18 protein-coding genes are annotated in these 23843 nt (G+C 61.5%); 9 read left to right on the top strand and 9 right to left on the bottom strand.

All coding sequences use genetic code 11. The features are described from left to right. Window positions 1-23: 23 nt before the first annotated feature. The 3 genes from AC0JZ4_RS20495 to AC0JZ4_RS20485 are packed head-to-tail and all read right to left on the bottom strand — an operon-like array spanning window position 24 to window position 2930. Window positions 24-1001, bottom strand: coding sequence for a TRAP transporter substrate-binding protein (locus AC0JZ4_RS20495; protein WP_471889050.1), 978 nt, complete (start codon window positions 999-1001; stop codon window positions 24-26). A 23-nt stretch (window positions 1002-1024) separates the two neighbouring features. Further along, window positions 1025-2341: a TRAP transporter large permease gene (locus AC0JZ4_RS20490; protein WP_471888342.1), complete on the bottom strand. Its 1317-nt coding sequence runs from the start codon at window positions 2339-2341 to the stop codon at window positions 1025-1027. A gap of 4 nt (window positions 2342-2345) precedes the next feature. After that, the gene (locus AC0JZ4_RS20485) at window positions 2346-2930 is read right to left on the bottom strand and encodes a TRAP transporter small permease (protein WP_471888341.1); all 585 of its coding nucleotides are present in this window, start codon (window positions 2928-2930) and stop codon (window positions 2346-2348) included. Window positions 2931-3130: 200 nt separating this feature from the next. On the opposite strand from AC0JZ4_RS20485, the gene AC0JZ4_RS20480 reads away from it, so the two are divergent. Beyond that, a complete protein-coding gene (locus AC0JZ4_RS20480; protein WP_471888340.1) occupies window positions 3131-6784 on the top strand; it encodes a hydantoinase B/oxoprolinase family protein in 3654 nt (1217 codons plus the stop codon). 58 nt (window positions 6785-6842) lie between these two features. Here the strand turns inward: AC0JZ4_RS20480 and AC0JZ4_RS20475 are convergent, their stop codons facing one another. Continuing rightward, window positions 6843-8894, bottom strand: a complete 2052-nt coding sequence (locus AC0JZ4_RS20475) for a carboxy terminal-processing peptidase (RefSeq protein WP_471888339.1) — start codon at window positions 8892-8894, stop codon at window positions 6843-6845. Window positions 8895-9045: 151 nt separating this feature from the next. Then, window positions 9046-9909: a MurR/RpiR family transcriptional regulator gene (locus tag AC0JZ4_RS20470; RefSeq protein ID WP_471888338.1), complete on the bottom strand. Its 864-nt coding sequence runs from the start codon at window positions 9907-9909 to the stop codon at window positions 9046-9048. Between the two features lie 195 nt (window positions 9910-10104). Between AC0JZ4_RS20470 and AC0JZ4_RS20465 the strand changes: the two genes are divergently transcribed. Continuing rightward, window positions 10105-11193, top strand: a complete 1089-nt coding sequence (locus tag AC0JZ4_RS20465; RefSeq protein ID WP_471888337.1) for a D-TA family PLP-dependent enzyme — start codon at window positions 10105-10107, stop codon at window positions 11191-11193. A 364-nt stretch (window positions 11194-11557) separates the two neighbouring features. Here the strand turns inward: AC0JZ4_RS20465 and AC0JZ4_RS20460 are convergent, their stop codons facing one another. Next, window positions 11558-11794: a hypothetical protein gene (locus AC0JZ4_RS20460; RefSeq protein WP_471889091.1), complete on the bottom strand. Its 237-nt coding sequence runs from the start codon at window positions 11792-11794 to the stop codon at window positions 11558-11560. On the opposite strand from AC0JZ4_RS20460, the gene AC0JZ4_RS20455 reads away from it, so the two are divergent. The 7 genes from AC0JZ4_RS20455 (at window position 11718) to AC0JZ4_RS20425 (ending at window position 19668) form a co-directional block, all read left to right on the top strand. Next, complete coding sequence (locus tag AC0JZ4_RS20455) at window positions 11718-13199, top strand: M81 family metallopeptidase (RefSeq protein WP_471888336.1); 1482 nt, start codon at window positions 11718-11720, stop codon at window positions 13197-13199. The genes AC0JZ4_RS20460 and AC0JZ4_RS20455 overlap by 77 nt on opposite strands. Window positions 13200-13264: 65 nt before the next feature. Further along, on the top strand, window positions 13265-14782 hold the full coding sequence (locus tag AC0JZ4_RS20450; RefSeq protein WP_471888335.1) for an ABC transporter substrate-binding protein: 1518 nt from the start codon (window positions 13265-13267) through the stop codon (window positions 14780-14782). A 78-nt stretch (window positions 14783-14860) separates the two neighbouring features. After that, window positions 14861-15802: an ABC transporter permease gene (locus tag AC0JZ4_RS20445; RefSeq protein WP_471889049.1), complete on the top strand. Its 942-nt coding sequence runs from the start codon at window positions 14861-14863 to the stop codon at window positions 15800-15802. A 5-nt stretch (window positions 15803-15807) separates the two neighbouring features. After that, window positions 15808-16662: an ABC transporter permease gene (locus AC0JZ4_RS20440; RefSeq protein WP_471889048.1), complete on the top strand. Its 855-nt coding sequence runs from the start codon at window positions 15808-15810 to the stop codon at window positions 16660-16662. 2 nt (window positions 16663-16664) lie between these two features. Next, entirely contained in the window at window positions 16665-18467 is a 1803-nt protein-coding gene (locus AC0JZ4_RS20435; protein ID WP_471888334.1) for an ABC transporter ATP-binding protein, read from the top strand. Window positions 18468-18507: 40 nt separating this feature from the next. Beyond that, window positions 18508-18900 (top strand): RidA family protein, encoded by a 393-nt coding sequence (locus tag AC0JZ4_RS20430; RefSeq protein ID WP_471888333.1) that lies wholly within the window; start codon window positions 18508-18510, stop codon window positions 18898-18900. A 264-nt stretch (window positions 18901-19164) separates the two neighbouring features. After that, window positions 19165-19668: a MarR family winged helix-turn-helix transcriptional regulator gene (locus AC0JZ4_RS20425; protein ID WP_471888332.1), complete on the top strand. Its 504-nt coding sequence runs from the start codon at window positions 19165-19167 to the stop codon at window positions 19666-19668. A 162-nt stretch (window positions 19669-19830) separates the two neighbouring features. Here AC0JZ4_RS20425 and AC0JZ4_RS20420 read toward each other — a convergent pair whose 3' ends face one another. From AC0JZ4_RS20420 to AC0JZ4_RS20410, 3 genes are all read right to left on the bottom strand, one after another. Then, window positions 19831-21276: an NAD(P)(+) transhydrogenase (Re/Si-specific) subunit beta gene (locus tag AC0JZ4_RS20420; protein WP_471888331.1), complete on the bottom strand. Its 1446-nt coding sequence runs from the start codon at window positions 21274-21276 to the stop codon at window positions 19831-19833. 20 nt (window positions 21277-21296) lie between these two features. Then, the gene (locus tag AC0JZ4_RS20415) at window positions 21297-22871 is read right to left on the bottom strand and encodes a Re/Si-specific NAD(P)(+) transhydrogenase subunit alpha (protein ID WP_471888330.1); all 1575 of its coding nucleotides are present in this window, start codon (window positions 22869-22871) and stop codon (window positions 21297-21299) included. A 195-nt stretch (window positions 22872-23066) separates the two neighbouring features. Continuing rightward, the gene (locus tag AC0JZ4_RS20410; protein ID WP_471888329.1) at window positions 23067-23843 is read right to left on the bottom strand and encodes an SDR family NAD(P)-dependent oxidoreductase; all 777 of its coding nucleotides are present in this window, start codon (window positions 23841-23843) and stop codon (window positions 23067-23069) included.

Below are 23843 nucleotides of genomic sequence, written 5' to 3'. Positions count from 1 at the left end.
GTAAGCCGCGGCGCCCGCGGCGATTACATCTTCTTATAGGCTTCGAGGATCGCCTGGCCTTCGGCGCCGGCCTTGGCCGACCAGTCTTCCGTCAGCTTCGCACCGACCTCGGAAAGGCCTGTCTTCAGTTCGGCAGAAGGTTCGAGCACCTGCATGCCGTTCTGCTTCAGCGTCTCCATGTAGGACGTGGTGCGCTCGGCCGCGAGCGCCCAGCCGCGGGTTTCGGCAGCGGCGGCCGCGTCGGTCACCGCCTTCTGCGTCGCCGCATCAAGCGCTTCGAACGCCGCCTTGTTGACGAAAATGGCGTTCTTCGGGATCCAGGCCTGGGTGTCGTAATAGTGGGTCAACGATTCCCAGATCTTCGAGTCGACGCCCGTGGCGGACGAGGTCATCAGACCGTCGACGACGCCGGTTGCCAGCGCCTGCGGCAGTTCGGCCGCCTGAACCGTGACCGGCTGGGCGCCGACCAGCTCGGCAATGCGCGAGGTCCCGACGTTATAGGCGCGCCATTTCAGGCCTTCCAGGTCGGCGACCGTGTTGATGTCCTTCTTGGTAAAGATGCCCTGCGGCGGCCAAGGCGTGGTGTAGAGAAGTTTCAGGCCCTGTGCGTCGAGCGCCTTTTCGATGGCGGGCTTGGAGGCATCATAGAGCTTCTTCGACTGTTCGAAGCTGGTTGAGAGGAATGGCACGACGTCGAGGCCGAAAATCGGGTTCTCGTTCTCGTGCAGCGACAACAGCACTTCGCCGGCCTGCGCCTGACCGGTCTGTACCGCGCGCTTGATATCAGGTGCCTTGAACAGCGATGCATTGGGATGAACGGTGATCTTCAGCTCGCCATTGGTGGCGGTATCGACCTCCTTGGCGAACTGGTTGAGGTTTTCGACATGGTAGTTTGCCGGCGGATAGGCCGAAGGCAGAACCCAGCTGGCGGCCAGTGACGGTGCCGCGCTGGCGAGAAGAGCTGCGGCGACAAGGCCGAAGCGGGTGAACCTTGCAGTCATGTTCATGTTTCAGTTCCCTCTTTTTATTGACCCGGAAATGCCATTTGCGGCAGGACCATCACGATTTCCGGGAAGATCGTGATGATGGCGACTGTCGCCACAAGCAGGAAGAAGAAAGGCAGCGAGGCTCTCGCAACCGTCAGGCTGTCACGTCCGCTCATCGTCTGCAAGACGAAGAGATTGAAGCCGACCGGCGGCGACACCTCCGCCATTTCGACGATCAGGATCAGGAAGATGCCGAACCAGACGAGATCGAAACCGGCCTGCTGGATCATCGGCAGGACGACCACGGTGGTGAGCACGATCATGGACAGTCCGTCGAGGGCAGCGCCCAGCAGAATATACATGACCGTCAGCACGGCAATCAGCGCGAACGGGCTCAGGTTGAAGCTATCGACCCAGCTGGCCAGCGCATTCGGAATGCCGGTATAGCCCATGGCGATCGACATGAAGCCGGCGCCGGTGAGGATCAGCATGATCATGCAGGTCAGCCGCATGGCGCCCATCACGCTTTCCCAAAAAGATTTGACCGTCAGAGAGCCCGACCAGGCGGCAATACCGAGCGAGCCGAGCACGCCCCAGGCTGCGCATTCCGTCGCCGTCGCCCAGCCCATCAAAAGCGTGGCGAAGACGAAGATGATAAGAAGCGAGACCGGGATGAGATTGGCCGATTCCTTCAGCTTCTCCTTGAAACTCATCTTCGGCGGCCGCGGTGGCTGCTTGTCCGGATTGAGAAGCGACCAGATCGCGATATAGCCGCAATAGAGGCCCATCACGATCAGGCTGGGCAGGAAGCCGGCCAGAAAGATCTGGATGATCGAGACATTGGCGGCAACCGCATAGACCACCATGGTGATCGACGGCGGAATGAGAATGCCGAGCGTGCCGGCGCCGGCCAGAGAGCCGAGGCTGACCATCTCGTCATAGCCACGCTTCTTCAGTTCCGGCAGGGCGATCTTGGCGATCATCGCGGTCGTCGCCGCAGATGAGCCGGATATGGAGCCGAACAGGCCGCAACCGAGCACGTTGACATGCATCAGCCGCCCCGGAAGCCAGCCAAGCCAGGGGGACAGGCCGCGGAACATCTCTTCGGAGAGTTTCGTCCTGAACAGGATTTCCCCCATCCAGACAAACAACGGCAGCGCCGCCAGCGACCACGACGCGCCGTTGCTCCAGGAATTGGTGGCCAGCACCGCGCCGATCGGAATACCCGGCACGAAGAGCATGGCGATGAAGCCGCAGATCAGAAGCGATATGCCGATCCAGACGCCGGCGGCCAGGAGAGCGAGCAGGGCGACGAGAATGACGCCAGCGATTTCTACGAGTTCCAGTGTTCCCATGATCTCACGCCCCGCTCTGCATGGCGCGTTCGATCACCTCTTCCGCCGTCGCCGGCTCGGGCTTCTCGTAACGCGGGGTGCCACCGAAGATAACGTGAACGAGTTCATCGACCATCGCGACGGCGAGGATGATCAGACCGCCGGAAAAGCCGATCTGCGGAATCCAGAGCGGCATGGCGACGACGCCCTGAGCCAGATCGTTGAAGCGCCACGAGGTGCGGTTCATGTCGAAGGCGTACCAGGCAAAGTAGACCGTTGCGGCCGCTCCGATCGCAAGCGCAACGATTTCGAAGGCCTGGCGACTGCGGCCTGAAAACCGCTCGACCAGCAGCCCGACGCGGATCATTTCGCCGGAGCGGAACGTGTGGGCAAGCCCCAGAAAGGCGGAGGCCGCCATGGCCCAGGAGGCAAAGTCATCGCCGGCTGGAACATCTATGCCCAGCGGCCGGCCGGCGGAAAGAGCCAGCATGATGAGGAAGATCGCGATGAGAAACAGTCCGGCCAGCCAGCCGGAGACGAGGTAAAGCCCGTCCAGTCCCTTGCGGAGCCAATCGGGGAAAATGCTATGCTGGGCGTTAGCGGCGGACATGGCTGGTCCTCCGCTCTGAAATGCGGAAATCGCTCATCTGGCTTCCCCTCGGTTGCCGTTGCGGACGCGGCTCTCTCGGCCACTTTGCCCGTTCGATAGGCATGATGCAGCATTAGGCATTTTCCTGTCAATCAATCATTGACGTTTTATCGACGAACTGTTTTCGTTGCGATCAGACAGGCTTTTCAGAGGGGCGAATGATGGCGGACGACGCAACCGGTGCGATTGATGCGAAGTGGGATTTCTGGATCGACCGCGGCGGCACATTCACCGACATCGTCGCTCGCAAGCCGGATGGCGCGCTGGTCGCCCACAAGCTCCTGTCGGAAAACCCGGAGGCCTATCGCGATGCGGCGGTACAGGGCATCCGCGAGCTTCTGGGCGTCGCGCAGGTCGATCCGATCCCGCCTCGCCTCATAGGCGCCGTGAAGATGGGAACGACGGTCGCCACCAATGCCCTGCTTGAGCGCAAGGGGCAAAAGACACTGCTGGTGACTACGCGCGGTTTCCGCGATGCGCTTGAAATCGGCTATCAGGCCCGCACAGACATTTTTGCCAAGCGGATCGTCAAGCCGGAACTGCTCTATAGTGCTGTCGTCGAGGTCAATGAGCGCGTCCGCGCCGATGGCACCATCGAAGCGGCACCGGACGAGGCCGCAGTCCGCGCCGATCTGAAAGCGCAGTTCGACGCCGGTATCCGTGCAATTGCCATCGTCTTCATGCATGCCTACCGCTTTCCCGCTCACGAGCAGCTTGTCTCCCGCATCGCGCGCGACATCGGCTTCACCCAGATTTCGGTCAGCCACGAGGTGTCCCCGCTGATCAAGCTGGTCGGCCGCGGCGACACGACCGTGGTCGACGCCTATCTGTCGCCGATCCTGCGCCGCTACGTGGAACAGGTGGCTGAAGAACTGGGCGCCGATGCGAATGGCGACGGCGACGACGGCGCGCAACTGATGTTCATGCAGTCTTCAGGCGGACTTACCGCCGCGCGGCTGTTTCAGGGCAAGGATGCGATCCTCTCCGGCCCCGCCGGCGGGGTTGTCGGTGCGGTGGAAACGTCACGACTGGCCGGGTTCGACAGAATGGTCGGTTTCGACATGGGCGGCACATCGACCGATGTCTCTCATTACGACGGCGAACTGGAACGATCCTTCGAGACGGAAGTAGCGGGCGTGCGCATGCGTGCTCCCATGATGTCGATCCACACGGTTGCGGCCGGTGGCGGCTCGATCCTGCATTTCGAAAACGGCCGCTTTCGCGCAGGTCCCGATTCCGCCGGCGCCAATCCCGGCCCGAAAGCCTATCGTCGCGGCGGCCCGCTGACCGTCACCGATGCGAATGTCATGCTTGGCAAGCTGTCGCCCGATCTCTTTCCGAAAATCTTCGGCCCCAACCGCGACCAGCCGCTCGATGCCGATGCGGTGCGTGCGGCATTCGAAGAGATGGCAAGGACGGTCGGCGACGGCCGCACCCCGGAGCAGGTGGCCGACGGTTTCCTTTCCATCGCCGTCGAGAACATGGCCAATGCGGTCAAGAAGATCAGCGTCCAGCGTGGCTATGATGTTACCAACTACGCCCTCACCTGCTTTGGCGGCGCCGGCGGCCAGCATGCCTGCCTGACAGCCGATGCACTCGGCATATCCACCGTGCTGATCCACCCTTTCTCCGGCATCCTCTCCGCCTATGGCATGGGGCTGGCCGATATTCGCGCCACGCGGCAGCGAACGGTTTCGGAAGAACTGTCCGCCGCGTTGTCGTCGCTCTCCGCCGTTCGCGACGAGTTGACGGCCATCGTTCTCGACGAGATGCGCGGCCAGGGCGTTCCGGCGGCCGACACGCAGGTCCTGCACCGCGCCCATCTGCGCTACCAGGGAACCGATACGACGCTGCCGGTTGCAGTGACGGATGCAGCGGACATGACAACCGCATTCGAGACCGCGCATAAAAAGCAGTTCGGCTTCATCTTCGAGAACCGCGACATCATTTTCGAGGCCTATGAAGTCGAGGCGATCGGTGGCGGCGCGGATTCGTCGGAGCCGGAATTCACGCTCGAGCGCACAGGCCCGGTCACGACGGAGGCAACGACGTTCTTCTCCGGCGGTGCATGGCGCGACGCGCCCATCTATCGCCGCGCCGATATCGGACCGGGTGCGCGCGCCGACGGCCCGTGCCTGATCGTCGAGCCGCACCAGACGATTGTCGTGGAGGATGGCTGGGCGTTCGAAATCACCCGCCTGAACCATGTCGTGTTGAAGCGCGTCACGGAACTTTCCCGTGCCATGGCCATCGGCACGCAGGCCGATCCGGTTCTGCTGGAAGTGTTCAACAACCTGTTCATGTCGATCGCCGAGCAGATGGGTGTCACCCTGCAGAACACGGCTTCTTCCGTCAACATCAAGGAACGTCTCGACTTTTCCTGCGCCGTGTTCGACGAGAAAGGCGCCCTTGTCGCCAACGCGCCGCATATGCCGGTGCATCTCGGTTCGATGGATCGCTCCGTCGAAAGCATCATCGCGCAGAACGAGGGCAGGATACGGCCCGGCGACGTTTTCGCGCTCAATGCACCCTATAACGGCGGCACGCACCTGCCGGACATCACGGTCGTGACGCCGGTCTTCGACGATGCGGGCAAAAGCATTCTCTTCTACGTCGCCTCGCGCGGCCACCACGCCGATGTCGGCGGCACCGCGCCCGGCTCGATGACACCGCTTGCAACGACGGTGGACGAGGAAGGCGTGCTGTTCGACAACGTGTTGCTGGTCGATCGGGGAAGGTTCGACGAGGAAGGCATATCGAGACTTCTTTCAGACCACCCCTATCCCGCTCGCAACGTCGCCCAGAACGTCGCCGATCTTCGCGCCCAGATCGCTGCCAACGAAAAGGGCGTGCACGAAATGCGCAAAATGATCGCGCAATTCGGGCTCGATGTCGTGCAGGCCTATATGGGCCACGTGCAGGATAATGCCGAGGAAAGCGTTCGCCGCGTTCTCGAAAAGCTGGACGATGCGGAATTTTCCTACGCCACCGATCAGGGCAGCACGATCAGGGTGAAGATCACCGTCGACAGGGAAAGGCGCGAAGCGACCGTCGACTTCACCGGCACCAGCGAGCAGAAAAAGAACAATTTCAATGCGCCCGAGCCGGTCACCCGCGCGGCAGTCCTCTATGTCTTCCGCGTCATGGTGGAAAGCTCGATCCCGATGAACGCCGGCTGCCTGAAGCCGATCAGGATCATCGTGCCGGAAGGCTCGATGCTGAAACCGCAATATCCGGCGGCTGTCGTGGCGGGCAATGTCGAGACCTCGCAGCATGTGACGAATGCGCTGTTCGGCGCCCTGGGGGCGATCGCCGCCAGCCAGGGCACGATGAACAACCTCACCTTCGGCAATGCCACTTATCAGTATTACGAGACACTATGCTCCGGCTCTCCGGCCGGCCGGTTCAACGACGGTACAGGCTTTGCCGGCACCGATGCGGTGCACGTCCACATGACCAACTCGCGCCTCACCGACCCTGAAATACTCGAAACGCGCTACCCGGTCCTGCTCGAGGATTTTCATATCCGCGAAAATTCCGGCGACAAAAGCGCCTTTGCGGCCGGCAAGGGCACCAAGCGCACGATCCGCTTCCTTGAAAGGATGGATTGCGCCATCCTCTCGTCGCATCGGACCATCCGCCCGCACGGGCTGGCCGGTGGCGGCGAAGGCGAACTCGGCCACACTTCGGTGCGGCGTCTCGATGGCTCGGTGGAAGAACTCGCCGGCTGCGCCCAGACCTTGATCGATGCCGGCGAAGCCGTGACCGTCATCACCCCGACGGCCGGAGGCTATGGTAGCGCGCACGAAGGCTGATGCGCGATACCAGGCTTTCGACGCCATCTAGCCGGCCCCGCCGGCTAGCACCCACTCTCTAGCGCACGGTCTCCAGCAGGGCGGCCTGATCGGCGACGATGGCAGCCGCCTCGTTTCGCAGCACGTCCTTTTCGCCCTTGCGCGCGTTCTCCAGAGCCAGATCGGCGGTCAGACTGCGCTCGTTCGATTGCAGGCCGTCGTCCTGGCTGCGCAGGAGGTCGCTCTTGGCAGCGGCTTCCTGCTCGGCACGGCGATCGGCCTCGTTCAGGGAAATCACCGGCTTGTCGCGCTTCGCCTTCAGTTCGGCAATGTCGCTGACGAAGCGCTGGAATTCAGGGTCGTTCTTGATCCGGGCATCATGGCGGCTGCGCAGTTGCGGCAGCGCCTCGCTGACGGTTGCCTTCGCCCGGTATCTGGCGGCACGGATTTCCGTCCAGGGCAGAGCATTTTCATAGCTCGATTCACCGAACGAGGTCGGGTCAGAGAGGCCCGGCAGAGCTATATCGGGCGTTACGCCGCGAAGCTGTGTCGTGCCCCCGTCGATGCGGAAGAACTGCGCGATCGTCAGCTTCAACTGGCCATATTTGGGCGTGCTGCTACGCGCCGCCTGATCGAGGTCGACGACCGTCTGCACTGTCCCCTTGCCGAAGCTCGCCTCGCCCAGAATGACGCCGCGCCCGTAATCCTGAATGGCGGCGGCAAAGATTTCCGATGCGGAGGCAGAGCCGCGGTTGATCAGCACGCCGACCGGGCCGGTCCATAGCGGAGCGGCGATGTCGTCGCTCTCCACCTCGATGCGGCCCTCGGCATCGCGCTGCTGCACCACCGGCCCCTTGCCGGTGAACAGCCCCGTCAGCTCGATCGATTCCGTCAGCGAACCGCCGCCGTTGTTGCGCAGGTCGACGAGAACACCATCGACATCTTCATTCTTGAGTTCACCGAGCAGCCTGGCGACATCGCGGCTGGCGCTGCGATAGTTGCGGTCGCCCTTTCTGCGGGCTTCGAAATCCTCGTAAAAGGCCGGTAGCGTGATGACGCCGATCTTGCGGGTGGCGCCGCCATCCTCGACGGAAATCACGTTCTTGCTGGCCGCCTGCTTTTCGAGGCTGATCGTATCGCGCACCAGCGAGATAATCCGATGGGTCGCGTTCTCGCCCCCGTCTGCGGGGAGAATATCCAGGCGCACGACGGAATCCTGTTCGCCGCGGATCAGCTGCACGACTTCGTCAAGCCGGGTGCCGACAACTTCCTGTATCGCACCGTTCTCGCCCTGGCCGACGCCGATGATGCGATCACCAACCTTGAGCTGCTCGGAGACCTGCGCGGGGCCGCCGGCGACAAGCTCGCGGATGGTCGTGTAGCCGTCACGTTCCTGCAGCACGGCACCGATGCCGACAAGCGAAAGCTTCATCGAAATATCAAAGTCGGCAGAGGCCGCAGCGCCGAAATAGTCGGTATGCGGATCGACCGAGGTGGTGAAGGCTGCCATGAACGACTGGAAGACGTCTTCGCTCTTATAGGTGTAGACACGTTCAAGAATGTTGCGATAGCGCCGGTCCAGCGTCTCGCGGATCTTGTCGTCGTTCTGACCCGCCAGTTTCAGGCGAAGCCAGTCGTTCTTGACGCGCTTGCGCCACAACTCGTTGCTCTCCTGCTCGTCCTTGAGCCAAGGCGCCTTGTCGCGCGCAAGCGTGTATTCTTCCTTCACGCTGAAATCGAAGCCGTCCTTCAGCAGGCTGCGCGCCTGCGTCATGCGCTCGACGACACGCTGGGAATAGAGGCTGAAAATCGCGAACGGGATCTTCAGGTCCTCATTCTGGATCGCATCGTCGATCTGCTGCCTGTCGATCATGAAGCCATCGATATCGGCCTGCAGCAAGAATGTGCGCTCGGGGTCGAGTGACGTGAAGAAGCGATCGAGAACTTTTTCGGATAGGTCATCATCGAGGGGAACCGGCTTGTAGGCGTAGCGCGCCAGAAACTGTGCGCTCAGGTTCGCTGCCTGGCCCTGCTCCTGTTTCGGCGCAAGCACCGGCAGGTTGGCATCCAGTGCGTGGGCCGGCACTGCGATCAGAAGGAAAAAGCCGAGGAAACCGTGTGTATAGCGCATCTAGCTGTCTTCCGGGTCGAGAAATCGTGTTGTCCTTGACCTCTGTGTTGCGGGACTGCAGCTGTTTTGGCAAGTCGAGACCATGCAAAATTTCGTGTGCAATATGTCACGAGAGCCCGATTGAAAGCATGCAGCAGCGATCTACCGGGTATCAATCGCCCAGCAGTTGCCGGTCGTCGCCGTCCCGGTTGCGCACCAGTTCGCCCTTGATCGCGCGCAGCGATTTCAACGCCCGGTTTCGATCCGCATAGGCCACCATGTTGGCCAGAATGTCGATCGCCGCCAGATAGGCGTAACGCGTCGAGGTAGGCCGGAAGATGTTCTTGCCTTCCGGCATTTCGATCGCGATGACCAGATCCGCCGCCTCCGCCACGGGTGAACCGCTCTGGGTCATCACGATGGTCGGGATTGCCCGCTCGCGCAGCAGTTTGAGGCAGTGGACAAGCCCCATGTCGCGGCCGGTGAAGGACGAGCCGAAAACCACCGTGCCCGGCTGTGCGGCAGCCGAAATCATCAGGTTCATGCCGTGATCGCTGGAGGCATTGACCCGGCAGCTCAGCCGAAACAGACGGTTGTGCAGCTCGTTGACGATCATCGCCGAATTACCGCTCGCACCGAAAGCCTGGATGAATTCCGCAGCCCTGAGCATTTGCGCCGCCTGCTCGATGGCTTTGAGGTCAAGCTGGCGATGCACTTCGAACAGCGCGTTCTGCGCCTTCGACACGATATCCTGTGCCACCTCTTCCGCCGTCGCCGTCGGCGCCTCCGGCGTCAGGTAACGCAGGCCAACATAGGCAAGCTTGGCCAGCTGCACCTTGAAATCGGAATAGCCCTGGCAACCCAGCCGCCGGCAAAAACGGGTCACTGTCGGCGGTGAAACACCCGCCTTTTCAGCTACTTCTATGATTGACGCATTGACGACGAAATCGACGTTTTCAAGCGCGAACCGGGCGAGCTTCGCCTCCAGCCCGGACAGCCGTCCATCCTGATCGGACAGGGCATGAAACAGATCCATTCGGTCTTCCCCTGAAAGTGGCCGTCCTGGAAAAAACGCACCCAACCGTGAAAATGAATTTCACAGCAATGCAATTTGATAGCATAATGCCGGCCAGCATCAACGAAACTTGCTCGTCTGACGAAAATAAAAACAACCATCCCCGCGCCAATCCAGCCTGAATCCCGTGGCGCCGCATTCCAACGAGGTCTCATAATGAACTATCCGTGGCCCGAACCCGGCACGCCGCTCGAACAGGTTGAAACTCCGATGCCGGTCATCGACGAGGCAAGGCTTGCGGCCAACATCGCACGCGCCCAGGCCTATTGTGAAAGCCACGGCAAGGCGTTCCGCCCGCACATCAAGACTCACAAGATCGCCGCCGTCGCCCGCCAGCAGGTTGAGGCCGGTGCCGTCGGCCTCAACTGCCAGAAGGTCACCGAGGCGGAAGTGTTTGCCGATGCCGGTTTCGACGACATCCTGATCACCTACAACATTCTTGGCGCCGCCAAGCTCGCACGCCTGAAGGCGCTCAATGCCCGTGTGACGAAACTTGCCGTCGTCGCCGATAGCCAGACCACGGTCGCCGGTCTTGCTTCCACGTTCGATGCTTCTCGCCCGCTGACCGTGCTGATCGAATGCGACACCGGCGCCAAGCGTTGCGGTGTGCAGTCGCCGGAAGCGGCCGTCGCGCTCGCCGAAAAGATCGCAGCCGCCTCTGGCCTTCGTTTCGGCGGTATCATGACTTACCCGGCCACCGGCGGGGCCGAACAGGTCGAGGCCTTCATGTCGAAGACCATGACGCTGCTGGCCGCAAAGGGTATCGATTGCCCGGTCCGCTCCAGCGGCGGTTCACCGGACCTGTTCTTCGCTCATCTCGTGCCATCCGCCACTGAACACCGCGCCGGAACCTATGTTTATAACGACCGCAGCATGGTCCGCGCCGGCGAATGCACCGCGGACGACCTTGCAATGCATATCCTTGCGACTGTCGTCTCTCGCCCGGCGCCTGATCGCGCCGTGCTGGACAGCGGCTCCAAGGCCCTGACCTCGGACCTGCTGGGTTTTTCCGATTTCGGCGCAATCGCCGGATACGAAGGCGCTCGCATCGTCTCGCTCTCCGAAGAACATGCGGTAGTCGACATCTCTGCGTGCACGACGCCCTTCCCGGAGATCGGTGCCCAGGTAAGGGTCGTGCCGAACCACACCTGTGTCGTCACCAACCTTTTCGATCGCATGGTCTTCCACAAGGACGGCGTCGTCACGCGGGTTGAAAATGTCGATGCGCGCGGCACGGTCTGGTAGGCCTGCGGCCTGAAATTTTTTATCGCGGACACCCGATATGTAGGGCCGACATCATGTCCGCGCCGGCCGAGAATGAAAAAAGGGCGCCTGTCGAGGGCGTCCTTTTTCATGCGCGCAGAACAGAAAAACTCGCTTCCTTGTCATCCGGCCGACCGGAAAGGTTTGATTCCACGTTGAAATGCGAGCGGAGCCCGCTTCACTCGGCAGACGCCTTCACATTCGCACCGTGAAATTCTTTCGCCAATTCGGCGGAAGGGAAAATAAATTACACGAATTGGTGCAAAATTTGAAAATCCGTTGACTTAATCCGCATTTGGCGCATTATTGAGAAAATAAATTACACCGAAATGGTGAGTGGGCGAACTCAGGCAAATGGGAATTCGGACGATCCGAAAGCGCGGAACTGTCTTTGACCGACAGTCGGATGAGCGGCTTCGGCAAACTTGAAATCAGCAAAAAATGGCAACGGTACTCGGGCCACGGCAACGCCGGCGCTGATGCCGGAGTGTATTCGGACAAAAGACATGCGCATCTTCACCGCCTCGTTGGCGACCGAAACGAACACTTTTTCTCCCGTTCCGACGGATATGAACGCCTTCAAGGCGGCGTTCTATGCCGGACCGGGCGAGCATCCCGATACGCCGACGCTGTGTTCTTCCGTCGTTCCGATCCTGCGCCGTCGCGGCAGGGAGGAAGGTTTTACCGTCATCGAGGGCACATCCTGCTGGGCCGAACCCGCGGGCCTCATCCAGCGTCAGACCTACGAGACGCTGCGCGACCAGATCCTCGCCGAATTGAAGGCCGCCATGCCGGTCGATGGTGTCGTGCTCGGCCTGCACGGCGCGATGGCCGCCCAGGGCTACGACGATCCCGAAGGCGATTTTCTCTCCCACGTCCGCGAAATGGTCGGCCCGGACGTCCTGATCGCCGCTGAATTCGATCCGCACAGCCACCTCACTGCGCTGCGTGTCGCCAATCTCGACATCATGGCCGCCTTCCTGGAATTCCCCCATACGGATTTCGAGCAGCGCGGCGAGCATGTCGTCGAACTCGCTCTCCAGGCATTGCGTGGAAAGATCAAGCCGGTCATCTCCACCTTCGACTGCCGGATGATCACCATCTTCCCGACCAGCCGCGAACCGATGCGCTCCTTCGTCGACCGCATGCAGGCGCTGGAAGGCCATGACGGCATCCTGTCAGCCTCAGTCATCCACGGCTTCATGGCCGGCGATCTGCCCGACATGGGCACCCGCATTGTCGTCGTCACCGACAATGACAAGATGAAGGGTGACGCCTTGGCAGAAAGGCTGGGCCGCGAGCTTTACGGCCTGCGCAAAACCACCGCGATGCCGATGTTCGATACCGAGGAAGGTCTCGACAAGGCGATCGCCATCCGCGCCGCGCATCCGCAAAAGCCGGTCACCATCGCCGACGTCTGGGACAATCCCGGTGGCGGCGTGGCGGGCGATGCCACCTATATCCTGCGCCGGATGATGGAGCGCGGCATGGACGATTTCGCCGTCGCCACCATCTGGGACCCGATCGCCGTCACCTTCTGCCATGCGGCGGGCGAAGGCGCGGAATTGTCCTTGCGCGTCGGCGGCAAGTCGAGCCCGGAAGGCGGCGATCCGCTCGATCTGCGCGTCACCGTCAGAAAAGTCTTCGATGCCGGCTGGCAGAGCTTTCGCAATTCGCGCGTCACGCTCGGCAGCGCCGCCGTCATCCGTCCGGTCGGCACCAACATCGATATCGTGCTGATCACCAGCCGCACCCAGACCTACGAGCCTGACATCTTTGCCAATCAGGGCATCGATTTCGCCTCGAAGGCCTACATGCTGATCAAGTCGACCAACCATTTCTATGCTGGCTTCCAGCCGGTCTCCTCGGAGATCGTCTACATCGCCGCGCCGACCTCCTATCCGACCAATCCAGCCACGACGCCCTATCGCAAGGCGAGCCTGAAGCTCTGGCCGCGTGTCGCTGATCCACTCGGACTGGATGCATGAAATCCCGGCCGGACAGGAAAGCCGGCCGAAAGATTGACCGAACCGAACTTAACAAGGGGATGACCATGAAAAAGAGTGCACTTGTTCTGATGACGCTGGCTGCATTGGCCGGCACCAGCAACCTGGCTTTGGCCCAGGCAGGCGACGGCGTGCTGACCGTCGCTACGATCGGCGAGCCGCCGACGCTCGACGTCATGCAGACGCCGACCGATATCGTTCTGACCATCGACCAGCACATTTTCGAAACGCTCTATACCTATGACGCGGAATGGAAGTCCGTGCCGCTGCTGGCAGCCGGCATGCCGACGATTTCCGAAGACGGCCTCACCTATCGCATCGCACTTCGCGAAGGCGTGACCTTCCACGATGGCAGCGCCTTCGATGCCAAGGATGTGACCGCCTCGCTGAACCGCTGGATGGCGATCAACTCCAAGGGCAAGCAGGTTGCCGGCATCGTCGAAAGCCTGACGGAAGATGGCGACCACGCGATCGTCATCAAGCTCAAGTCCCGTTACGCGCCGCTGCTCGCGACGCTGTCCCAGGCCTCCGTCATTCTGCCGTCGGAAAAGATTGCCGACACGCTGACCGAATTCGTCGGCACAGGCCCCTACGCGCTCAAGGAGCGTCGCCCCGACCAGTACACCCAGCTCGTCCGCTTCGACGGCTACAAGTCGCCGGAAGGTGAGCCCAGCAACTATGCCGGCAAGCGCGAGGCGATCGCCAAGGAAATCCGCTTCGTTCCGGTTCCGGATGCCAATACGCGCGTCGAAGGTCTGATTTCCGGCCAGTTCGACTATGCGGATTCGCTTCCCGTCAGCGCCTTCGAGCGTGTCGAACAGAGCGCCAATGCCAAGCCGGTCATCTTCCGCGACGCCGGCTGGGCCTCGATGAACATGAACATGAAGGAAGGCCTTCTGGTAAAGAAGGAGCTGCGCCAGGCGGTTCAGGTTGCTCTCAACCCGAACGACATGATGATGGCCGCGTTCTCCGACACCCGCTTCTTCAGCGTCGATGCCTCGATCTTCCCGGAAGGCTCCTTCTGGCATACGGAAGAAGGTGTCGCCCGTTACGGTGACGGCAACCCGGAAGAAGCCGCAAAGCTGCTCGAAGCGGGCGGTTATGACGGCACGCCGATCCGCCTGCTGACCAGCCGCCAGTACGAGTTCCACTACAAGATCGGCGAAGTCGCCAAGGCCTATCTCGAAGCGGCCGGCTTCAAGGTCGATCTGCAGGTGGTCGACTGGGCAACGCTGACCACACGTCGCGCGGATTCTAAGCAGTGGGATATCTTCATCACCCACTCCAACTTCCCGGGCGACCCGACAACGATCAACACGATCACCGATACCTATCCAGGCTGGTACGTATCCGACCAGAAGACCAAGGCGGTCGCGACCTATATGGACGCCACCACCGACGACGCCAAGAAGGCGGCATGGGACGGCATCCAGACGGTCATCTATGATGATGCACCGCTCTACAAGGTCGGCAACTTCAACGCTGTATCCGGCCTCGCCAACGGCGTTTCCGGTTACGAGCCGACCTACTGGCCGCATTTCTGGAACGTGACTCCGAAGCAGTAAGGCTGAAAACGGCTCCAGCAAGAGCGGCAACGGTTTTGCTGGAGTTGCGTAAAAAACTGAGGACTGACTATGGCAAGGATCGCACAGGCGCTGCTGAAACGGCTGGGGGGCATGGCAATCGTGCTCGCGCTGGTCGTGACGGTGGTTTTCATCATCGTCCGCGTCACACCCGGCGATCCTGCCGCCGTCATGCTGGGGTCGGATGCGACCCCGGAAGACATCGCGCAACTGCGCACCCGCATGGGGCTCGATGCGCCGCTCCTCATGCAATATGGCCAGTTCGTTCTGGGCATATTGCAGGGAGATCTCGGCCAGTCGATCTTCCTCAATCAGCCGGTCACGACGGCACTTGCCGCGCGTGCCGAGCCGACCTTCTTCCTCACTCTCTTCTCGATCCTGATCGCAGTCGGTATCGCGCTGCCGGTCGGCATTCTGTCGGCCGTCAAGCGCGGCACGATCTTCGACCAGATCGTCGTGACCCTCACCATGGTCGCCGCCAGCGTGCCCAGCTTCTGGCTCGGCCTGATCCTGATCCAGGTCTTTGCCGTCGGCCAGGGCTGGTTCCCGGCCTCCGGTTACGGCGGACCCGAAACACCGTTCTTTGAGCGCCTGCACCATCTCGTTCTGCCGGCCATCGCACTTGGTGTGGTCAATTCGGCACTGATCACCCGCTTCACCCGCGCCGCGATGCTCGATGTTCTGGGCGATGACTATGTCCGCACTGCGCGCGCCAAGGGCGCCGGCGAGGGCCGTGTCATCCTCAAGCATGCCTTGAAGAACGCGATGATCCCGATCATCACCGTCATCGGCCTCTCGGTTGCCATGCTGGTTGCCGGTGCCGTCGTCACCGAAACCGTCTTCGGCCTGCCCGGCGTCGGCAATCTCGTCGTCTCGGCCGTGCTGCGCCGTGACTATCCGGTCATTCAGGGCGCGCTGCTCGTCGTCGCCGCCATCTATGTCCTCATCAACTTCATCGTCGACATGCTCTATATTCTCGTTGATCCCAGGGTGCGCCTATGACCACGATGGCCTCGCTCTCCATGCCCTTCGCATCTGGCCTGCGCCGCCTGTTCGGCAACCGCGCCATGCTGTTCGGTGCGATCATCCTTGCGATCGTCGTCATCGCCGCGATCCTCGCGCCCTGGATCGCACCCTATGCGCCGAACCGGCTGTCGATCATCAACCGGTTGAAACCGCCGTCGATGACGAATTTCTTCGGCACAGACGAATTCGGCCGCGACATCTTTTCCCGCGCCATCTTTGCGGGACGCATCTCGCTGCTGGTCAGCCTCGGTGTGGTTTTGATCTCCACCGTGCTGGGCGTCATCCTCGGTGTTGCCGCCGGTTTCTTCCGCAAGCTCGATGCGCCGATCTCGCGCCTTCTCGATGCGATGATGTCCTTCCCCGACATCCTGCTCGCCATCGCACTGGTCGCCGCCCTCGGGCCGTCGCTGACAACCGTCATTTTTGCACTCGGCATCACCTACGCCCCACGTCTTGCCCGTATCGTCCGCGGCTCGACGCTAGTTCTGCGCGAACTGCCCTATATCGAGGCAGCCGTAGCCATGGGCCTGCCGACCTGGCAGATCCTTGCCCGCCATGTGCTGCTCAACCTCGCATCCCCCATCCTCGTGCAGGCAACCTTCGTCTTCGCTTCGGCAATGCTGGCGGAAGCAAGCCTCTCCTTCCTCGGCGTCGGCGTTTCCACCGACATGCCGACCTGGGGCACGATGCTGGCGTCGGGCCGTGAATACATGAACAACGCTCCGTGGCTGATGGTGTTTCCGGGCCTCGCCATCGTCTTCTCGGTTCTCTCCCTGCAATTGCTGGGCGACGGCCTGCGCGATCTCGTCGATCCGCGTCTCGCCAAGGAAAGCTGAACATGACCGACACGAACACAAAGAAGCCGGTGCTTGCGGTCGAGAACCTGACCACCTCGTTCAAGACGCCGGAAGGCTGGAAAGCCGTCATCCGCAATATCAGCCTTCATGTCGATGCCGGCGAGACGGTTGCGATCGTCGGTGAGAGCGGCTCGGGCAAGAGCGTCACCGCGCTCTCGACCATGCGGCTCCTGCCCCCCGGTCGCTCGCGCACCGAAGGCCGTATCCTGCTCGACGGCACCGATCTGCTGAAGGCCAGCGAAGCCGAAATGCGCAAGGTGCGCGGCGGCTCGATCGGCATGATCTTTCAGGAGCCGATGACCTCGCTCAACCCGGTCTTCACCATCGGCAACCAGATCGCCGAAGCCTTGGTTCTCCATCGCGGCCTTTCATGGAGCGAGGCGGAAGCCGAAACCGTGCGGCTGATGGAGCGTGTCCGTATACCCGCCGCCAAAACGCGTCTTCACGAATATCCGCACAAGTTTTCCGGCGGCATGCGCCAGCGGGTGATGATCGCCATGGCGCTCGCCTGCCGTCCGAAACTGCTGATCGCCGACGAACCGACGACCGCGCTCGACGTGACGATCCAGGCCGAAATCCTCCACCTGCTGCGCGAGTTGCAGCGGGAGGAAAACATGGGCGTGCTGTTCATCACCCATGACATGGGCGTCGTCGCCGAAATCGCCGACCGCACCGTGGTGATGTTCCGTGGCGACATGGTCGAGACCGGCAAGACCGACGAGATCTTTGCCGCCCCCACCGCCACCTATACGAAATCGCTGCTTGCCTCGATCCCGCGGCTGGGAACGATGGGTGCCGCCGTCGCGCCAAGACGTTTCCCCGAAGTCGATGCCTCGACCGGCGAAGCGACTGATGGCCGCGAAATGAACCCGGTGTCGGCAACCGTAGAGCCTATCCTCAAGGTCGAAAACCTTGCCGTCCGTTTCGACCTGCCGAACGGCCGCGTCCATGCTGTGGAAGACGTTTCATTCGATCTGCGCCCTGGCGAAACCCTGTCTTTGGTCGGCGAATCCGGCTGCGGCAAGTCCACCACTGGCCGCGCCATCATCCGCCTGCTCAACCCCTCCGCCGGCTCGATCGTCATCGGCGGGCAGGACGTGACGAATGCCGGCACGCGCGAATTGCGCACGATGCGCCGCACCTCGCAGATGATCTTTCAGGATCCGTTTGCCTCGCTCAACCCGCGCATCACCGTCGGTTCCGCGATTGCCGAACCGATCCTCGCCCACGGCCTGATGGGCCGCAGGCAAGCCAAGGCGCGCGTCTCCGAGCTTCTCGAACAGGTAGGCCTTTCCGCCGCGATGGCGGACCGTCATCCGCACGAATTCTCTGGCGGCCAGCGCCAGCGTATCTCGATCGCGCGGGCTCTCGCGCTCGACCCGAAATTCATCGTCGCCGACGAAGCGGTCTCGGCGCTAGACGTCTCGGTCAAGGCACAGGTCTCCAACCTGCTGCTCGACCTACAGGAAAAGCGCGGCCTCGCCTATCTGTTCATCTCCCACGACATGGCCGTTGTCGAACGCATGAGCCACCGCGTCGCCGTGATGTTTCTGGGCGAAATCGTCGAGATCGGGCCCCGCGCCGCGATCTTCGACAATCCGCAACATGCTTATACGCAGCGGCTGATCTCGGCCGTGCCGATCCCCGACCCGTCGCGTCGCGGCCAGACACCGCCGCCGCTTACCGAAGAAATCAAGAGCCCAGTGCGGCCCTTCGATTACGTCGCCCCGAAACGCACATATCGCGAAGTTTCGCCGGGCCATTTCGTGCAGGAAGTGGCATAAGCCGCCCTGCACTCCCCCACTGGAATAGAAAGACCACCCCATGAGCAGCAACAAACTCATCCGCTACGATGTCGCCGACGCCCAGGCCGGTGGCCAGCGCCGTCCCTTTGCCAAGGCAGTTCGCGCCGGTGATTTCGTTTACGTCTCGGGCCAGGTCCCGACCGTTGATGGCGAAGTCATCGTCGGCAATATCGTTGCCCAGACCGAACAGGTGATCGAGAACATCAAGTCGGTCCTGGCTCTGGCCGACTGCACGCTGGAACATGTCGTCAAGGTCAATGTCTGGCTCGACGACGCCCGTGATTTTTCGAGCTTCAACGCCGTCTTCCAGAAACACTTCATCGACCACCCGCCGGCCCGCTCCACCGTCCAGTCCCCGATGATGGTCGACGTCAAGGTCGAGATGGACGTCATCGCCTACAAGCCCGAGTAACGCGCGGCGCTCCCAAGGATCTTACGGCGAGCGGCAGAATTCGAACTATGAAATTGCCGCTCGCCTGCCATGCGCATCGCCTCATAATCTGGCGATCGCGAATGGGCGGTCTGCGAACAAACGCCCATCACTCCGGCGAATTTGCCCCGACACTCCATTGATGAAGCCAACGCTGGGCACAACGGTGCTTCAAGGTTGAAATAGATTGACTTCGCCTACAGTGATATTGTTTCTGGTGCTTCGCATCGGGAGGAACAATACGACATGGCACTGGATCTAGAGGCAGTCATCGCCACCGACCAGGAGGAAGGCAAGCAGGAGCTGCGCCTCTGGTTGCGTCTGCTGTCGACGACAAAGCTGGTGTCGCAGGAAATCCGCCGCCGTCTTCGCCGGGAATTCGGCGCGACGCTGCCGCAATTCGATGTACTCTCACAACTCTATCGCGAAACGGACGGACTGCGCCTTGGTGAGCTTTCGAAGCGAACCATGGTGACAAACGGCAACATTACCGGTCTCGTTGAGCGGATGGAGCAGGATGGACTGGTCAGCCGCGTACGCCTCGAGGATGACCGACGTGTCACGGTGGCCGGCCTGACCGACAAGGGCAGAAGCCTTTTCGAAGCCATGGCGGATGCTCATGAAGGCTGGCTCAAGGAGATGATGGCGGATGTCGATCCGATCGTCATTACCGGACTGCTCAAGCATGTCGGACAGGTCAAGCAGTCTACCCTCGCCCATCTTTCCGCCGATGACGTCGAGCTGGACTGATCACAAACCGGGCTGCTTGAAAAGCGCATGGATCCCGGCCGCCGGTCTTTCTGCAGCGGGCAGCGTCGAGATTCCCGACACAGAGTAAAACAATTCAGACGATTGATACGACGAGGCCGTCATCATTGCGGATGACGGCCTCGTCGTTTTCTGCAACCGGGATCAGATGATCTTCGGCAAAAGTTCGGAGACCGACTTCTTGGCGTCGCCGTAGAACATCCGCGTGTTCTCCTTGTAGAAGAGCGGGTTCTCGATGCCGGAATAACCGGTGCCCTGGCCGCGCTTGGAGACGAAGACCTGCTTGGCCTTCCACACCTGCAGAACCGGCATGCCGGCGATCGGCGAATTCGGGTCTTCTTCGGCGGCGGGATTGACGATGTCGTTGGAGCCGATGACGATGACGACATCCGTCGACGGGAAGTCGTCGTTGATCTCGTCCATCTCAAGCACGATGTCGTAAGGCACCTTGGCTTCGGCGAGCAACACATTCATGTGGCCCGGCAGACGACCGGCAACCGGGTGGATGGCGAAGCGGACTTCCTTGCCCGCCGCACGCAGCTTGCGGGTCAGCTCGGAAACGGCCTGCTGCGCCTGTGCGACGGCCATGCCGTAACCCGGCACGATGACGATCGAATCGGCATCATTGAGCGCATTGGCAACGCCATCGGCATCGATGGCGACCTGCTCGCCTTCGATTTCCATGGCCGGACCGGTGGTACCACCGAAGCCGCCGAGGATGACCGAGATGAAGGAGCGGTTCATCGCCTTGCACATGATGTAGGACAGGATCGCGCCGGATGAGCCGACCAGAGCGCCGGTAACGATCAGCAGATCGTTGCCGAGCGTGAAGCCGATCGCAGCCGCCGCCCAGCCGGAATAGCTGTTCAACATAGACACCACGACCGGCATGTCGGCGCCGCCGATGCCCATGATCAGATGGTAACCGATGAAGAAGGCGAGCAGCGTCATCAGGACCAGCGTCCAGACGCCCGAACCGTTGGCGTACATCACAAGCAGGATGAGCGACAGGATGGCTGCGCCGGCGTTCAGAAAATGACCGCCCGGCAGTTTCTTGGCCTTGCCGTCGACCTTGCCGGCAAGCTTGCCGAAGGCTACGACCGAGCCGGTGAAGGTGACCGCACCGATGAAGACGCCGAGGAAGACTTCGACATTCATGATGGCGAGTTCGACCGGGGTCTTGTGGGCGAGAATGGCGGAAAAGCCTTCGAGAGCAGCGCGGGTCGCCTCGTCCATGCCGGCAACGCGCCATGCTTCGATATGGGCGTTGTAGCCGATGAAGACGGCAGCGAGGCCGACGAAGGAGTGAAGTGCTGCAACCAGCTGCGGCATTTCCGTCATCTGCACGCGGGCAGCGACGTAATACCCCATGACCGAGCCACCGGCGATCATCAGCAAGATGATGAACCAGTTGCCGAAACCGCCGGGAACCTGCGGGCCGAGCACGGTGGCAATGACGGCGAGCGCCATGCCGACAATGCCGTACCAGACGGCGCGCTTGGCGCTTTCCTGGCCGGAAAGGCCGCCGAGCGAAAGGATGAAAAGAACAGCCGCGGAAATGTAGGCGGCCGAAACGATACCGATCGTCATAATGTTAAACCCCTACCCGATCACGACTTCTGGAACATGGCGAGCATGCGCCGTGTGACGAGGAACCCGCCGACGATGTTGATGGTGGCGACCAGAACCGAGAGGGCGCCGAGAATGACGACCAGCCAGTTGCCGGAGCCGATCTGCAACAGGGCGCCGAGAATGACGATGCCGGAGATGGCGTTGGTGACGGCCATCAGCGGCGTATGCAGCGAATGCGACACGTTCCAGATGACCTGGAAGCCGATGAAGCAGGCAAGCACGAAGACGACGAAATGGCTCATGAAGCTGGCGGGCGCGAACGCGCCGACGAGCAGAAGCAGCGCCGTGCCGACGGCAAGCAGAATGGCCTGGTTCTTGGTCTGCGCCTTGAACCCGGCGACTTCCTTTGCGCGCTTTTCCTCGGCCGTCAGTTCCTTGGCCTTTTCCTTTGGCTTCTGCGCTGCGATCGCCTTGATCTTCGGCGGCGGTGGCGGATAGGTGATCTCGCCTTCGAAGGCAACGGTCGCGCCGCGGATGACGTCGTCTTCCATGTTATGGACGACGACACCGTCCTTGGCCGGCGTCAGGTCCGTCATCATGTGACGGATATTGGTCGAATAGAGGGTCGACGACTGGGCAGCCATGCGGCTCGGAAAATCCGTGTAGCCGACGACGGTCACACCGTTTTCCGAGACGATCTTCTGGTCCGCGACGGTCAGATCACAGTTGCCGCCGCGCTCGGCTGCAAGGTCGATGATGACCGATCCCGGTTTCATCATGGCCACCATGTCGGCGGTCCAGAGTTTCGGCGCATCGCGGCCCGGAATGAGAGCCGTGGTGATGACGATGTCGATCTGAGGCGCAAGCTCGCGGAATTTTTCCAGCTGCTTCTCGCGGAATTCCGGTGAGGACGGGGCGGCATAACCACCGGTGGCGGCGCCGTCCTGCTGGCTTTCCTTGAAATCTAGGAAGACGAATTCGGCGCCCATGGATTCGATCTGTTCGGCCACTTCCGGACGAACGTCGAAGGCATAGGTGATGGCACCGAGCGAGGTCGCCGTGCCGATGGCGGCAAGACCGGCAACGCCTGCGCCGATGACCAGAACCTTGGCCGGTGGCACCTTGCCGGCGGCAGTCACCTGACCGGTGAAGAAGCGGCCAAAGTTGTTGCCGGCCTCGATGACGGCGCGGTAGCCGGCGATGTTGGCCATCGACGAGAGCGCATCCATCTTCTGGGCACGCGAAATGCGCGGCACCATGTCCATCGCGATGACGTTGACGCCCTTGGTCTTCGCCTCTTCCAAAAGCGCAGTGTTCTGCGCCGGATAGAAGAACGAGATCAGCGTCTTGCCGTGAGGTATGGCGGCCAGCTCTGCGGCTTCCGGCGGACGAACCTTGGCGATGATGTCGACCTTGGCGAAAAGATCCGCGGCCGTCGTTACCACGGAAACATTCGCGGCTTCATAGACTGCATCGGCAAATCCGGATGCGAGGCCTGCGCCACTTTCTATGAAGCATTCGTAGCCGAGTTTCTGAAGCTGCAACGCGCTTTCCGGCGTCAAGGCGACCCGCGCCTCACCCGGAAAGACCTCTTTGGGCGAACCGATTCTCAAATTCTACTCCAGTTATCCTATAGCGCCCGACACGGCTGAAAGCGCGCCGACAACGCTGATACCCTTGATCCCCTGCCTGATACGATTTTCAAAGAACGTCGATCAAAGCGTCATGCAGTCGTTGTGGCTGACACCCGGACGATGCCGGGGCAAGGCCGAGTCACCGGACTCTGGTACTGCCATGAACGGGATTGTCTAGAATATGCCGGTCGCCTTAGCCACGCGTCGATAAGCCGCACCCGCAGTAAATCCACCATCGATGACGAAATCCTCGCCTGTAATGAAGCGGGAAGCGTCCGATACGAGGAAGAGCACGAGTTCGGCTATTTCCTCTGGCTTGCCGCTGCGTTGCATCGGCGTCATGTCGATCATCGGCTGCAGATGAGGACTGGTGGCATTCAAACCCGTCACCACCAATCCGGGACAAACCGCATTGACGCGAATTCCCTTGTCGACGAGTTCCATGGCGGCACTCTTCGTCAGACCTCTCAGGCCCCATTTGCTGGCCGTATAGGCCGGGTCGTAGTGACCGGAATAGCCGCTGTTGGAGGAGATGTTGACGATGGCGCCGCCACCGCCTTCCGCCATCAGGTCGCTGACGGCCCGGATGCCGAGAAAGGCGCCGGTGAGATTGACCTTCAGCAATCCTTCCCAGGCATCCAGTTCCGTCGACGCAATCGTCGAGCGGTTGATGATGCCGGCATTGTTGACGAGGATGTCGATACGGCCTTTCCAGTCGCGCGCATGCTCGACGAGCACGCCCCAGCTTGCGGGATCGGTGACGTCGAGATGCTGGAAGCGTGCCTCGTATCCCTCTGACGTCAGGTCCGACGCCAGTCTCTCGCCTTCAAGGGAAAGAACGTCGGCGATGATGACCACCGCCCCCTTTTGCGCGAAGAGACGGGCCTCCGCCTCCCCCTGTCCGCGTGCGCCGCCGGTAACGACAGCAAGTCTGCCCGATAGGTCCGCCAT

This window comes from [Rhizobium] kunmingense (assembly GCF_977018605.1).
Note: the sequence above shows the minus strand (reverse complement) of the source record. Positions and strands in the feature narration are given on the sequence as shown.